Annotated in this window: 12 protein-coding genes; 5 read left to right on the top strand and 7 right to left on the bottom strand. The window is 72.3% G+C overall.

The window, feature by feature from the left end:
* The first annotated feature begins 3 nt into the window (after positions 1–3).
* Genes asnB through AB0G52_RS34045 form a run of 5 tightly spaced genes read left to right on the top strand, consistent with a single transcriptional unit; the run spans position 4 to position 5,966 of the window.
* Positions 4–1,866: an asparagine synthase (glutamine-hydrolyzing) gene (asnB, locus tag AB0G52_RS34065; RefSeq protein WP_361341892.1), complete on the top strand. Its 1,863-nt coding sequence runs from the start codon at positions 4–6 to the stop codon at positions 1,864–1,866.
* A complete protein-coding gene (locus tag AB0G52_RS34060; protein ID WP_361341889.1) occupies positions 1,863–2,897 on the top strand; it encodes a PrpF domain-containing protein in 1,035 nt (344 codons plus the stop codon). Before asnB ends, AB0G52_RS34060 begins: the two co-directional genes overlap by 4 nt.
* Positions 2,876–4,051: an acyl-CoA dehydrogenase family protein gene (locus tag AB0G52_RS34055; protein ID WP_361341886.1), complete on the top strand. Its 1,176-nt coding sequence runs from the start codon at positions 2,876–2,878 to the stop codon at positions 4,049–4,051. Before AB0G52_RS34060 ends, AB0G52_RS34055 begins: the two co-directional genes overlap by 22 nt.
* Positions 4,039–5,442, top strand: a complete 1,404-nt coding sequence (locus tag AB0G52_RS34050; RefSeq protein WP_132891774.1) for a dihydroorotase family protein — start codon at positions 4,039–4,041, stop codon at positions 5,440–5,442. Before AB0G52_RS34055 ends, AB0G52_RS34050 begins: the two co-directional genes overlap by 13 nt.
* Positions 5,439–5,966: a flavin reductase family protein gene (locus AB0G52_RS34045; RefSeq protein WP_361341883.1), complete on the top strand. Its 528-nt coding sequence runs from the start codon at positions 5,439–5,441 to the stop codon at positions 5,964–5,966. The genes AB0G52_RS34050 and AB0G52_RS34045 overlap by 4 nt, the downstream gene beginning before the upstream one ends.
* Positions 5,967–6,026: 60 nt before the next feature.
* Here the strand turns inward: AB0G52_RS34045 and AB0G52_RS34040 are convergent, their stop codons facing one another.
* From AB0G52_RS34040 to AB0G52_RS34010, 7 genes are all read right to left on the bottom strand, one after another.
* The gene (locus tag AB0G52_RS34040) at positions 6,027–7,268 is read right to left on the bottom strand and encodes an ATP-grasp domain-containing protein (RefSeq protein ID WP_361341880.1); all 1,242 of its coding nucleotides are present in this window, start codon (positions 7,266–7,268) and stop codon (positions 6,027–6,029) included.
* Positions 7,269–7,304: 36 nt separating this feature from the next.
* On the bottom strand, positions 7,305–8,552 hold the full coding sequence (locus AB0G52_RS34035) for an MFS transporter (RefSeq protein WP_132891772.1): 1,248 nt from the start codon (positions 8,550–8,552) through the stop codon (positions 7,305–7,307).
* A 14-nt stretch (positions 8,553–8,566) separates the two neighbouring features.
* Positions 8,567–9,772 (bottom strand): ATP-grasp domain-containing protein, encoded by a 1,206-nt coding sequence (locus AB0G52_RS34030; RefSeq protein WP_361341877.1) that lies wholly within the window; start codon positions 9,770–9,772, stop codon positions 8,567–8,569.
* Positions 9,773–9,836: 64 nt separating this feature from the next.
* Positions 9,837–10,793 carry a cupin-like domain-containing protein gene (locus AB0G52_RS34025; protein ID WP_132891771.1) on the bottom strand — a complete coding sequence of 319 codons (957 nt, stop codon included), beginning with the start codon at positions 10,791–10,793 and terminating at the stop codon, positions 9,837–9,839.
* A gap of 5 nt (positions 10,794–10,798) precedes the next feature.
* Complete coding sequence (locus tag AB0G52_RS34020) at positions 10,799–11,527, bottom strand: alpha/beta fold hydrolase (protein ID WP_361341873.1); 729 nt, start codon at positions 11,525–11,527, stop codon at positions 10,799–10,801.
* A 33-nt stretch (positions 11,528–11,560) separates the two neighbouring features.
* A complete protein-coding gene (locus AB0G52_RS34015; protein WP_361341870.1) occupies positions 11,561–12,160 on the bottom strand; it encodes a GNAT family protein in 600 nt (199 codons plus the stop codon).
* Positions 12,157–13,800: an AMP-binding protein gene (locus AB0G52_RS34010; protein ID WP_361341867.1), complete on the bottom strand. Its 1,644-nt coding sequence runs from the start codon at positions 13,798–13,800 to the stop codon at positions 12,157–12,159. The genes AB0G52_RS34015 and AB0G52_RS34010 overlap by 4 nt, the downstream gene beginning before the upstream one ends.
* Between the last annotated feature and the right edge of the window lie 44 nt (positions 13,801–13,844).

Below are 13,844 nucleotides of genomic sequence, written 5' to 3'. Positions count from 1 at the left end.
AGCGTGTGCCGCATATACGGAACCTTCAACGTCCACTCCGACGAGGTCGAACTGCGCCGCGTCGCCGACCTGATGCTCCACGGCGGTCCCGACGCCCAGGGCGTCACGCACCGGGCCGACTGGGCCCTGGGCAACAACCGCCTGTCCATCATGGACCCCGAGGGAGGCGCCCAGCCCTACCACCTCGGCCGGATCACGGTGGTCTTCAACGGCGAGCTCTACAACCACCGCGACCTGCGCGAACGGCTGACCAAGCGCGGCTTCCACTTCGACGACCAGTGCGACGGCTCGATCCTGCCGGCGCTGTACCTGACCTACGGGGACCGGTTCGCGGAGCAGCTGGACGGCATGTACTCCGTCGCCGTCATGGACCTGCGGTCCACCCCGCGCATGGTCCTCGCCACCGACGACTCCGGCATGAAGCCGCTCTACTACCACTACGAACGCGCCGCCGGCCGCTTCCGGTTCGCCTCGGAGCTGCCCGCGCTGCTCGGCTTCACCGGACTGCGCGCCGAGGAGGACGAGGCGGGCCTGGACGCCTACCTGACGTCCAAGACCCCGTTCGGGGACCGCACCATGTTCCGCGGGATACGCGTGCTGCCGCCCGCCGCGACCGCCGTCGTCAGCCACCGGGACGGACTGCGGATCCGGCGCCGTCCCATGGCCCACGAGCAGGGCCTGCGCCCCGACGAGGGCCGCACCCTCGACGAGGCCGGCGAGCAGCTGCGCGCCCTGCTGTCCGAGGAGGTGGCACGGCTGCTGGTGGCGGACGCCCCGGTCGCGGCCGTCACCTCCGGCGGCCTCGACTCCAGCCTCGTCACGGCGCTCGCCGCCCAGGCGCTGTACGACGCCGGCGGCCGGGGAAGCCTGCACACCTTCAACATCGCCTACACCGGTACCTGGCCCAGCGACGAACGCGCCTACGCGGCGGAGGTGGCCCGCGTCGCGGGCACCCGCCACCACCAGGTCGAGATCGACCCGGCCACCTTCCCCGACCTGATGACCGACGTGGTCCGCCACCTCGGGCAGCCCAACGCCGACCCCATCACCCTGTCCACGTTCTCCCTCTTCCGCGCGGTGCGTGACGCCGGCTTCAAGGTCGCCCTCACCGGCGACGCGGCGGACGAACTCTTCGGCGGCTACGCGCGCATGACCCAGGCGGTCGCCGCCCACCACGGATCGGACTGGGCGGAGGACTACCTCGACCACCTGGCCGCCGTCCCGCGGGCGCTGCGCGAGAGCCTGTACACCGACGAGTACGCCTTCACCGTCCGCGCGGCCGGCTCCGCCCTGCCCGCCGACATCCGGCGGATCCTGCGGACCAGCCCCGGCACCCGGCTGCAGCGCATCGCCGCCGTCGAGCAGCGCTACCGGCTGCCCGCCTACCACCTGCGGCGCGTCGACCACCTGTCGATGGCCAGCTCCATCGAGGTCCGGCTGCCCTTCTGCCAGCCCTCCGTCGTCCGCTTCGCCAGCACCCTCACCGACGCCCACCGGCTGGTGCCGGGCCTGGGTGTGAAACGGGCCCTGTACCGGGCCGCGCAGGGCCTGATCCCGCGCAGCGTGCTCGACCGGCCCAAGCAGCCCTTCACCCTGCCGGTCACCGCGATGCTCGCCCCCGGCCAGCCGCTGTGGACCCTGGCCCGCGACGTGCTCTCCCCGGACACCCTGCGCGCCGACGGCCGGATCCGCCCCGAGCGGGTGGCCGCGCTCTTCGACGAGCAGGCCGCCCGGCCGAGCGACACCGCCTCCCTGGCCCTGTGGTCGCTGATGTCGCACCAGCTGTGGCGCCAGGAGTTCTTCGCGGCGGCGCAAGCCCCGACGGCCCTGCCCGCACCGGCCCGCGTCCTGCTGGAGGCGGCATGAGCGTCAGTCTCGCGCGGGCGCACGGCACCCCGTGCCCGACAGCCGTGGTCGACGCGCGCACGCTGCCCGAGTCGGAACCGGAACTGCTGGCACGGCTCACCCAGTTGCGTACGGTCCTCGCCGACCACGGGGCCGCCGACGTCCTGAAGAACGCGCTCGTCCAGCCGTCCCGCCACCCGCTGTTCGACCTCGACTACCGCTTCGTCCAGTCCATGCCGGACCGGCTCGACAGCTTCGACCTGCGCGGGTCCTGCGGGCACTCCATCCTGGCGGCGGTGGAGGCCGCCGCCCGTACCGGCATGATCCAGCCGCTCGTGCCGGGCTGCCGGGTCCGGGTGAACGTGCTCAACAACGGGGACAACGTGGTGTGCGAGGCGGAGGAGACCTCCCCGGAGGGCACCCGCTTCACGGCCCACTTCCTGTGCTCGCCACCCCGGCCGGTCGAGCAGCTCCTGATCACCGGCGAGCCGGTCACCGGGATCCCCTTCGAGGAGCGTACGGTCCCCGTCTCCCTGGTCTCCATGGGCAACCCGTACCTCTTCGTGAACGCCGCCGAGCTCGGCGTCCGCACGGTGCGGGAGCTGTTCGCCGACGACCCCGTGCTGTTCGACCGGATGACCCGGCTGCGCCTCGCGGTGTGCCGGACACAGGGCTGGGACACCACCGGCGCCTTCCCCAAGGTCGCCGCACTGCTTCCCGACGGCCCGGGAGCCCTCGCCGTCCGCGCCATATCCGTACCGTCCTGGCACCCGACGGTGGCCCTCACCGGCGCGACCTGCCTCGCCGCGGGCGCCGCCGTGGAGGGCACCATCCCGCACCTGCTGTCCGGTGTCTCGCAGCAGCCGGAGGGCGGCATGCTCGCCCTGCGCACCCCCGGTGCCACCGTCCGCGCCTCGGCCCGCACGACGGGCGGCCCCCGCGACCGCAGGCTCGCCTGGATCTCCGTGGCGGAGAAGCAGGTCGACTACCGCGGCCCCTTCCTTCCCGCCTCCACCTCCGAGGAGTTGTCATGGCTTCCGCTGACAGCCTGACCGTGCCCGACGTGCCGACGCTCACCCGGGCGCCGCTCGCCCGGCCGGCCACCGGGCTGACGCCCGCGCTGCGCGAGCGCCTCGCCGCCTGTGCGCGGATCGCGGACACCGACGGGGAACCCGACCGGCAGGCACTCGCCCTGCTGCGCGAGTCCGGGCTGCTGGGCCTGCCGCTGCCCTACGAGTACGGTGGCGCCGGCGTCGACGCCCAGGGCCTGAACACCGCCGTCGAGCAGGTGGCACAGGTGAACGCCTCAGCGTCGATCATGCTGTTCCAGCACTACGCGGTCAGCAGCCGCATCCTCGAACACGGCAGTCCCGCCCAGCGCCGCAGGCTGCTGCCCCGGCTCGCCCACGGGGAGTGGCTCGCCGCCTCCGCGTGGAGCGAGACGGGGGCGGGCGCGAACAAGAAGAACCTGTCCACCACCGCCCGCCGTACGGCCGACGGCGGCTGGGTCATCGACGGCGCCAAGTCGTTCACCACCAGCGCCGGCCTGGCCGACGTCTACCTGGTGCTGGCGCAGAGCGAGGAACCGGCACCGGACGCCGCCGCCGACACCGGCTACGGCGCAGCCGGCCAGACGTTCTTCCTGATACCTGCCGACACTCCCGGGCTGGAGCCGGACACCTCGCTGCGGCTGACCGGCATGCGGGGCTCGGCGACCGGCTTCGTCTCCGTCCACGACTGCCGGGTGCCCGACACCGCGCGGCTGGGGCCCGTCGGTACGGCCGCGTCGATCATCGCGGGCGTCCGGGACAGCGGCGCCACCCTCGGTGCCGTGTCCGTCGGTATCGCGCAGGCGGCGCTCGACCTGGCCCACGAGCACGCCGAGCGGCGTGGACTGACGGCCCAGCAGGCCGTCCGGCACCGCCTGGTCGACATCGCGGGCGAGGTGGAGGCGGCCCGGGCGATCGTCGAACGGGCCGGCCGGCGCACCGCCCCCGACCCGGGGATCGCGACGCTGCACTCCAAGCTCTTCGCCGCATCCGCCGCCGAACGGGTCGTCAACGCGGTCGAACGGCTGCTGGGTTCGGCCGGCTATGTGGCCTCGCACGAGATCAACCGCTACGGCCGCGACGCGCGCGCGGTCGCCCTGATGGGACCGACCAACGACCTCTGCAAGGAACTGGTGAGTCTGACGTGGAACAGCTGAACACCGTGTCCGGGCACCTTCCCGCCGATCTGGTCGTCGAGGGCGGCCGCGTCGTCACCCCCGACGGCGTCCGCGACGCGAACGTGGTCGTCCGCGACGGCCGGATCGCCGAACTGCCGCCGCCCGAAGCGCCGTTGCCGACGGGCCCGCGGGTCGACGCCCGTGGCCGTTACGTGCTGCCGGGCCTCATCGACTCCCACGTGCACTTCCGCACTCCCGGCCTCGAGTACAAGGAGGACTGGGACCACGGCAGCCGGGCCGCCCTCGCGGGCGGCGTGACCACCGTGATCGACATGCCCAACACCCGCCCGCCGTCCCTGGACGAGGCCGGGCTGCTCGCCAAGGCCGAGCTGATCGAAGGCACCTCGTGGACCGACTACCGCTTCCACATCGGCGCCGACCCGGACCGTCCCGAGCTGCTCGCGGAACTCGACCCCCGGATCGCGACCTCCGCGAAGATCTTCATGGCCGGCCACCACACCGCCCCCGTCGTGTTCCGCGACGAGGAGCAGCTGCGCCGGGCCTTCGCCGCGGCGGCCCGCGGCGGCGTCCGGCTCGTCCTGCACGCGGAGGACCAGCACGTCTTCGACCTCCTCGACGCCGACTCGGGCACTCCCGACTCCTACGCCCAGTACGAGCCCCACCGCCCGCGCTCCGGCGGCATCGTCGCCGTGGCCCGGGTCATCCACCTGGTCCGCGAGTACGGCACGAAGGCCCACGTCCTGCACGTGTCCTCCGCGGAGGAGGCCGACCTGCTCACGGCGGCGGCCGCCGAGGGGCTGCCCCTCACCTTCGAAGTGACCGGCCACCACCTGTCGTTCACCCACGACGACACCACCCGGCGCGGACCGCGCACCCGCCTCTCCCCGGCCATCCGCGAATGCCGTGACCAGAAACGCCTGTGGCGAGCGGTGCTGAACGGCGAGGCCGCCACGCTCGGCAGCGATCACGCCCCGCACACGGTGGAGGAGAAGAACCGCCCTCCGGCCGACGCGCCGCCCGGCCTGCCCGGCGTCCAGGAGCTGGCCACCGGCGTCTGGACCGGCCTGCGCACCCGGGACGTCGGCCCGGACGCGGCGGCCGCGCACCTGGCCCGGCTCATGGGCGAGGCACCCGCCCGGCTCTTCGGCCTGCCGGGCAAGGGCCGGCTCGAACCGGGCGCGGACGCCGACCTGACCCTCCTGGACCCCGCGGCACGGTGGCAGTTCTCGGCTCGTGACGTGCACGCGCTGTGCGGCTGGTCCGCGTACGAGGGCTGGACCTTCACCGGGCGCTTCACCACCACGGTGAAGGCGGGCCGGGTCTGCTGGGACGCCCGTACCGGATTCACCGGCCGCCCCGAGGGGCGCTGGCTGCGCGGCGCCGCCCGCCCGCTGGAGGTGGCCCGGTGAGCACGGCCCTGCTGGCCGACCAGGCCCCGGCCGACACGCGGCCCGGTCTCGCCGACTCCTTCCGCGCCGCGATGTCCGCCCTGGCCGCCCCGGTCACCATCGTCACCTGCTACGACGACCAGGGCCGGCCGCGCGGCCTGACGGCGAGCGCCGTCAGCTCCCTGTCGCTGGCCCCGCCGCTGTTCCTCGTCTGTCTCGACCGGACCTCACGCACCCATGACGTGCTGACCGGGGCCGAGGACTTCGCCGTCCATTTGCTCGGCCCCGGCGAGGAACACCTCGTCGAACACTTCAGGCGCCCGGCCGAGCACCGCTTCGACGGCCTCTCCCTCGGCGCACGGTCCGATCGGGCCCCCGTGATCGCCGGCGCCTCGCTCACCCTGCACTGCGTCCGCCACCAGCTCATGGAAGGAGGCGACCACACGATCCTCGTCGGACGGGTCACCGAGGTCAGCGGCGAGCCCGCGCACTCCGGCGGTCTGCTCTGGCACCGGCGCGGCTTCGCCCACGCACGGCGCGCGTGACCCCGGGTGGGGCTGCCACCGCCACGGCGCCGGGCAGCCCCACCGAGGCGGCCCCGGTGGTCACACCGTCCCGCGGTCGGTGGCCGGTGCGGACCAGCTGTAGACGAACCTGAGCGTACGCACGGCCTCCTGGGCGTGGCGCAGGGCCTCCGCGGGAGTGTCGGCGGTGGTCAGGACACGAGCGGAGCGGTCCCCGCTCTGCAGGACGGCCGTCTGCGGGGAACCCGGCTGCTTGAGCAGGTCGACCCGGTGCACGGACGGCAGGCGCCGGACGCGTTCGACCTCCTGCACCTCGACCAGGGTGTTGGTCGGAGGGCCGGACGGGTCGGCGTACCAGACGGCCGCGCCGCGGTGCGCCGTGACGGGCTCCGGCAACAGGGCCGAGACGTCCTCACCGATGCTCTGCCGGGCCACCAGGTCGTGCACGTCCACCCCGGTGGCCAGTTCCACCAGGTCCATGATCGCGTCGCCGCCGATGCGGTTGTGGGTCTCGATGATCCGCGGCCCCCGGTCCGTCAGGACGATCTCGGTGTGCGAGGGGCAGTCGTGGAAGCCGAGCACGTCCAGGACGCGTTCCACGTAACGGGTGACGGCCTCCTCGTCGGCGGCGTCCAGTGGGGCCGGGACCAGGTGCCCGCGCTCGACGAACGTCCGGTCGTCCCTGAATTTCCTGGTGATCGCGAGGACGTGGTGGCGGGTGCCGACCGAGACGGCCTCCACGCTGAACTCCGCGCCGACCAGGAACTCCTCGACCATGACCCCACGCTCGACCTGCTCCTCGCCCAGGCGGAGCAGCGCGGCGTCCACATCGGCGGGCGAGTCGATCCTGGCGACCCCGGCGCTGGCCTCGCCGTCCACCGGTTTGACGATGCACGGCAGGCCCACCGCCCGGATGGCGGCCGGCAGGGATTCGCGTCCGCGCGCCAGACGGTGGCGGCAGCCCGGGACGCCGTGCTTGTCCAGGATCTCCCGGGTCCTGGACTTGTCCAGCACCCGCTCGAACAGTTCCACGTCCACCACGGTGGGTACCCCCAGCCGGTCGCTGACGGCCCGCACGATGCGGTACGTGTGTTCGTTGAAGGCCGCCACGGCGTCGAACGGCGCGGCGGCGTGCAACACCTGGGCGACACCGGTCCACAGGCCGGTGTCGGCCTCGTCGTCGAGGACGACGACGTGTCGGTAGGGCCCGGCCGGGTCCTGCGGACTGGCCCGTCCCCGGGGCACCAGGAGCACCAGCTCGTGTCCCTGCGCGTGCAGACGGTCGTGGCACATCCGGTTGGTGCCCACCACCAGAACTCGCATGTCGCACCCTTCGCGTCGTGGACCGGTCGGCCCTGTTCAGTCGGCTGCCACCTTGGGCTCCTCGCGGGAGGAAAGGGAGCGCAGGCTCCCGTTGGTGACGCTCAGCCAGCGGGCCAGGGCCGCTGCCACGACGGCGAGCGCCGTGGCGATCAGCCAGAAGTCCGGGCCGTGCCCGCTGCCGGCCAGCCACCGGTACACCGCCACTCCGAGGCCGCCGCCGACGCCCTCGCCGACGGCGTTGGCGATCGAGAACACGCCGTAGCCCAGGGCCCGGCTCTGCCGGCCGAGCAGGCCGAGCAGGAGGACGTCCATGGTCGGTACGAACATCATCTCGCCCAGAGTGAACAGCACCACGCCGACCACCGCCCCCGGAAAGCCGGGCACCAGGTAGATCGCGGCGAAGCCCAGCGCGAACGACGTGTACGCCGCGACGGTGGTGACGGTCACCCGGCCCTTGGACAGTTTCTCCGCGAGGCGGGTGACACCCAGCTGCGCCACCACGATGAGCAGGGCGTTCAGCGTGTACAGCCAGCCCAGCCGGTCCCTCGCGCCCGGGATGGCCGACACGTGCAGGGCCAGTGCGTTGAACAGCTGGCCGTAGCAGCACCAGCCGAGCAGGTTGATCAGCATGAACGGCCGCATGCCCGGCAGACGGAGGACGGTGAGGTAGCCGCGCAACGAGGAGTCGGGGGCCCGCACCGGGCTGTCGGGCATCAGCAGGCGGTAGTTGAGGTAGGTGGTCACCCCGGCCAGGCAGTAGATCGCGGCGACCGCGGTGAGCACCTGTCCGTGCTCGTGGCGCTGGACGAAGAACAGCGCGACGGGCGCCGCCACCGCGGAGGCGACGTTCACCGCGACGTTGATCAGTGAGAAGATCCGGGCGCGGTCGCCCGACCGGTCGCTGGCGTCGGCCGCGAGCTGCTTGCTGGCGAGGGCGTTGACGGAGACGCCGAGGCCGGCCAGGGCCAGGGTCGCCGCCGTCGCGGCCAGGCCGCCGGCGATCCGCAGCCCCAGGAAGCCGACGGCCGCGGTGAGGCAGCCCAGCAGGACGGAGCGGGCCGCCGAGATCCTGTCCAGCCAGCGGGCGAGGAACACCTTGGACACTTTGTTGGCGATGGTGAAGACGAGGACCAGCAGACCTGTCCGCCCGCCGTCGAACCCGGCCGCCGTCAACGACACGGCGAGCGTGGACAGCAGGCCGAACAGGCCCAGGTTGGTCATGAAGTAGTGCAGCGTGATGGAGCGGGTGGCGCTCGTGGGGCCGGCGCCCGCGGTGTTCTCCATGGCGTCGTCCGGCCTCATGCCTGGGCGAGCGGGGCCCGCTCGATCCGCACCAGGTCGCGTGCGGCCTCGGCCTTGGCGACCGCGTCCGGTGTGTCCTCGCCCTCGCACAGGACGTAGCCCTGCCGGGAATCGGAGGACACGACGGCTCCGAGGGTGCGTCCGGGCGCCAGTGTGCACAGCACCCTCAGGACACCGGGTGCCCGGCGGGCCTCGTCCAGGCCCCGGACCTCCGTGACGGTGGTGTTCTCGAAGGCCAGGAATCGGATCGCCGCGGCCCGGGCGCGCGGGGTACGGGCGGGCGCCGGGAGACCGAGCAGTCCGGCGAGCGTCTCCGCGATCATGTCGACACCCGTCACCAGTTCGGTCATCTCCCAGATCTGGTCGCCGCCGACCCGCGTCTGGGCCTCGATCAGCCGGGGCCCGGCCGGTGTGAGACGCACCTCCGTGTGGACCGGGCCCGTCCGCTGCCCGATCACGTCGAGGAAGCGGAGGACCAGGGAGTCGATCGCCTCCCGGTCGGCGCCGTCGAGCCGGGCCGGCATCTGGTGGCCGAGTTCGACGAAGCCGGGGGTGCCGAAGGTGCACTTCTCCGTGACCATGACGATCTCGTGCTTGCCGTCCTGGGACACCGACTCGACGCTGAACTCGGGGCCTTCCAGGTACTCCTCGGCGAGGACCGGTCCCTCGGTCCACCGGGTGGTCCAGGACCAGCGTTCGGCCAGCTCCGCCTCGCTGCCGACCAGGTAGACGCCCTCGCTGAGGCCGCCGGCCGGCGGCTTCAGGACGATCGCGCAGCCGCCGAGACCGGCCATGAACTCCCGTGCGTCGGCCGGTGCGGCGCACACCCGGTGCCGTACGGGGCTGAGCCCGTGCCGGGCCAGTGCCTCGCGCGTCCTGGTCTTGTCCCGGGTGAGCAGCACGGCCGACAGGTTGTCGCCCGCCACGCCGAGGTCGATCGCGCACCGGGACGCCGGCTCCAGGCCGTACTCGGTGAACGACAGGACGGCGTCGAACGGGTCAGCCGCATGCCAGGCGCGGACGACCGGCAGGATGGTGTCGAGCCGGCGGTAGTCGAGCACGGTGTAGTTCTCCGCCGCCGCCGCGTGTTCCCGGTCGGCCCGTTCGGGGATCTGGATCATCGAGTAGCGAAGGCCCAGCCCGCGTACCTTGGGCAGCTCGTGGCCCCGCCCGCCGACCAGCAGTACGTGTCGTCCCGTCACCGGGTATGCCTCCCGACCAGTTCGTCGTCGCTCGCCGTCGCGGAGCGTCGGTGGTGTGTCCGGCTCACTGCCGCAACCTGGAAAGGTCGATGTCCATCTGATGGGCCAGCGCCCGGCCGCGGGCCATCACGACGTCGAACAGCTCGGAGTGCGTCCTGCGCAGCTCGTCCGGGTTCAGGGCGAGCGCGAGCAGTTCACCGATCCGCTGGCGGACGTGCAGGCGCAGGTTGGCCTCGTCGAGGGCCTTGCGGCCGAGCCCGATCGAGTCGCTCAGCAGCTCGATCCGGTGGAACCACCAGGCCGGCAGGTAGAGCACGTCACCGGGGCGCAGCACGAACCGCGTGAGCTGGGTCGCGGGGGAGTCGAGCAGGGCCCGGACGTCGAGTTCGCCGTCGGGGCCGGGCAGCAGCTCGGAGTCGGGGCCCATGATGTACCAGAGCTTCTCGCCGACGATCTGCGCGTGCAGCACGTCGACCGAGTAGGAGTCCTGGTGCAGCCGGGTGATCCCGCCCTTCTGCCCCAGCCACAGCTGGTGGTTGGTCGAGCCCGCGTCGCCGTACAGGTTCCGCCGGAAGTCGTACTGGGCGATGTCCAGTTCGGGCATGTCGTCGGCCAGCTCCGGGGCGGTGGTCTTGTAGTACCACTCCTGGAGGTAGATCGGGGGAGCACCGGTGCCCGCGCTCTCCTTCAGCAGCGTCACGAACTCGCCGAACGTGGTCGACCTGGCGGCCTTGCTGCTGTAGCTGTCCACGACGACCGGGACGGAGCCGCAGCGTTCGGCCAGGGAGTCGAAGGACCAGGTCCGCACGGACGGCCAGTGGGCCGCGTACCCCTCCAGGACGACCGGTCGGCCCTTCGCGCGGTACTCGCTGTCGAACTCCTCGCGGGTCAGACCGCGGCGGCGCTCGATGTCCGGCGCCGAGGCGAGGGAGTCGGCGAGTGGGCCCGAGCGGAAGGCGGCCTCCACCGCCCTGAGGCTCTCCACGTCACGGCGCTTCAAGTAGTTGGGTTCGGTCCCCATCGTGGTCAACTCCTCTGCGAGGTGGGAGCGTCGGCCGACAGCACACGCAGCATCGCCCGCACCACCCGGTCCCGGTCCTCGGGGTGGTCGGGCAGCCGTCGGTGGACGAAGTGGTCGTAGCCGTCCAGCCGGACGACCTCGGTCGAGCGGGCCCGCCGCGCGCTCTCCAGATATCCGTCGACGACCGCGGGAGCGACCACCTGGTCCTGACCGGCCGCGAAGATCAGCAGGTCGCCGTCGAACTCGCGCAGGCCGGCGTAGGCAGGCGAGTCCGGGTAGCGGCCCGGCCTCGTGAGGCTGCCGTCGAAGCGCAGGTCGGCGGCGTCGGCCGGGTAGGCCGCGGGGCAGAAGAACACGAGCGCCCGGGGCCGCAGCCGGGGCACCGCCGACGCGGCCAGATGCGCCCCCATGCTCGTGCCGACCAGCACGGGCGCGACGGCGGTGTCCAACTGGGCCGCCGCGGCGAGCGTCTCCGCCATGCGCCCGCGCAGCGTGGACTCGGCCAGGGTGCCCGCGCTGTCCCCGTTGCCGGAGAAGTCGAACGTGAGCCATCCGTGGCCGTGGGGTGAGAGGGCGTCCAGCAGATAGCGGATGCGGTGGCGGCTCGACGTGACGCCGAGACCGTGCAGGGCCAGGACGGTGGGCCGGGACCCGTCGGCCGGAGCCGTACGGGTGCCGACCAGCTTCCGGCCGTCGCCCTCGAAGACGAAGTCCTCCGTGTCCAACGTGTCCATCCCCCCGTGTCGGTGCTGCTGACTGGTGCCGGTTCAGCCCGCGTCGACCTGGCCGAAGCGCTCGCGGCGCACGTCGGGCCACTCGTCGCGCAGGATGCTGTAGTAGACGACGTCGCGGCGGCGGCCTCCGGGCATGTAGTTGAAGCTCCGCAGGACGCCCTCCTCGGTCGCGCCGATGCCCGCAAGTCCGCGCCGGGCCCGGAGGTTCAGCACATCCGTCTTGAACTCGACGCGCTCGCAGCCGAGTTCGGAGAAGGCATGGTCGAGCAGTGCCAGCTTCGCGGCGCGGTTCACACCCGTGCCCCGGGCCGCCCCGCAGACCCATGACCAGCCGATCTCGATCCGCCGGTCCGCCTCGGCGAGATTTCCGTAGGCACTGCTGCCGACGATCCGTCCGGTGGCGTTGTCGACGATGGCGAAGACGATACGGCTGCCGTTGAGGGTGTCCTTGATCGCGGTCTCCACGAACGCGTGGAGATCCTCCGGCGAGCTGACACGCGTGACGAAGTACTCCCAGGTCTCGGGCTCGTAGGCGATGCCCGAGAACTCCTCGACGTCGCCGATCCGCACCCGTCGCAGCGTCACCCGGTCGTTGGACAGCACCGTGTTCGCCAGCTTCTCCCAGCTCATCATTCCTCCGCCTTCTGCGTCCGCGGCCTGCCGACCGCCGCCGTCACCAGGACGGGGGCCCCGTCCGTGGAGCCGTCGTTGTACACCGCGTGCTTCTGGTAGACGAGATCGAGATCCTCGCCGAAGACCCGGCCGATCTCGGCCCGCACCAGCTTGAACTGCGCGTTCAGCAGACCGTTGTCGACGGAGAACCGCTCGCCCGCCACCACGACCGCGTAGATCCGCTGCTCGTAGCGCAGTTGCTCGTTGAGACGGCTGACCGCGTCCGCCAGGGACTCGGGGTCGGTGTCGGGGGCGGCCGGTGACACCACGGCCGTCAGGAAGGGCTTGCCGTCACCGAACACGGCGCAGTCGTGGATCTCCGGTATCTCCCGCAGACGCTCCTCGACCAGGGGCACCAGGATGTTGAGGGCGCTGCTCAGGGTGACGATGTCGTCGACCCGGCCGTCGATGTAGAGGAAGCCGTCCTCGTCGACATGGCCGATGTCGAAGGTCTTGACCTCGCCGGTCGGCAGGTACACCTTTTCGTTGGCGCCCGGCCCGCACCAGGTGTACCGGGTGTTGACCGGGTCGAGACCGCCGACGATCAGGATGCCGTCCTTGTCGAAGCGGATCCGCTTGTGCGGCAGCACCTTGCCGACGCTGCCCACCCGGACGGCCCCCGGGTGGTTCTTGGCGACGATGCAGGTCTCGTTGAGGCCGTACCCCTCGTAGAGCGGGACGCCGCAGTCGTTGAAGAAGTCCAGCATGGGCCGCCCGGCGGGCGCCGAGCCCGTCCACAGGTAGCGGACGGCGCCCCCGAGTTCGGCCTGGACGGCGGCGCGGCGCGCGACCGGGTCGGCCGGGGCGCCGGCGGCCTCGACGCGTGCCTTCACCTGCTCGTAGAAACCCGGCACACCCATGATCACGGTCGGGTGGACGGCCTGCGCCACCTCGAACACGGTGACCCGGTCGGCGAGGGTGACGTCGTGTCCGTTGACCAGCGCCGAGTAGATCCAGTACCGCTGCTGGAGGAACCGCGTGGGCAGGAACACCAGGACGTTGTCCCCGTCCCCGTGGTGGAACATCTCCTGGACGGCGGCCATCGACCGGTTCACGCTGGCCACCGTCGCCTCGATGCCCTTCGGGACACCGGTGCTTCCCGAGGTCTGCTTGATCGCGAAGACGTCCGCCGGGTCGTAGGCCTCCCGGGCGGGCAGTGCCGCGGGGTCGGTCCCTTCGTCCTGCGCCCACCCCCTGATGCCACCGATGTCCCGTACGGCGCCCCGCTCGGGTTCGTTCTCGGTGAAGAGCAAGGCGAGACCGAAGTCGGCGATCACCTGCTCGGGATCGTAGCGACCCGGCTCCACACCCGCGACGACCGCACCCAGCTTGACCGCGGCCAGGTCGAGGAGCACCCACTCGATCCGGTTCCGGGACATGATCCCGATCCGGTCCCGCGCCCGGACACCCGCGGCATGCAGACGGCACGCCACGCGGGCAGCGCCACGGTCCAGTTCGGCCAGGGACAGCGAGCCCATCCCCTCCTCCTCACGGAACCAGCACCGGTGCGCGGTGTCCTGACATGACGTCAGGGCGATGGTGCTGACCACGTCCGGGGGCGCGGTCATGCCGGGGACGGGGCCGGTGCTCTGCTCAGCCACTACGGAACCTCCTGGGATCGGCGGGCGCGGCGGGTGGGCGCCGG

This window comes from Streptomyces sp. NPDC021562 (genome assembly GCF_040640875.1).
GTDB lineage: Bacteria > Actinomycetota > Actinomycetes > Streptomycetales > Streptomycetaceae > Streptomyces.
This window is presented reverse-complemented; position numbering and strand designations above follow the sequence as displayed.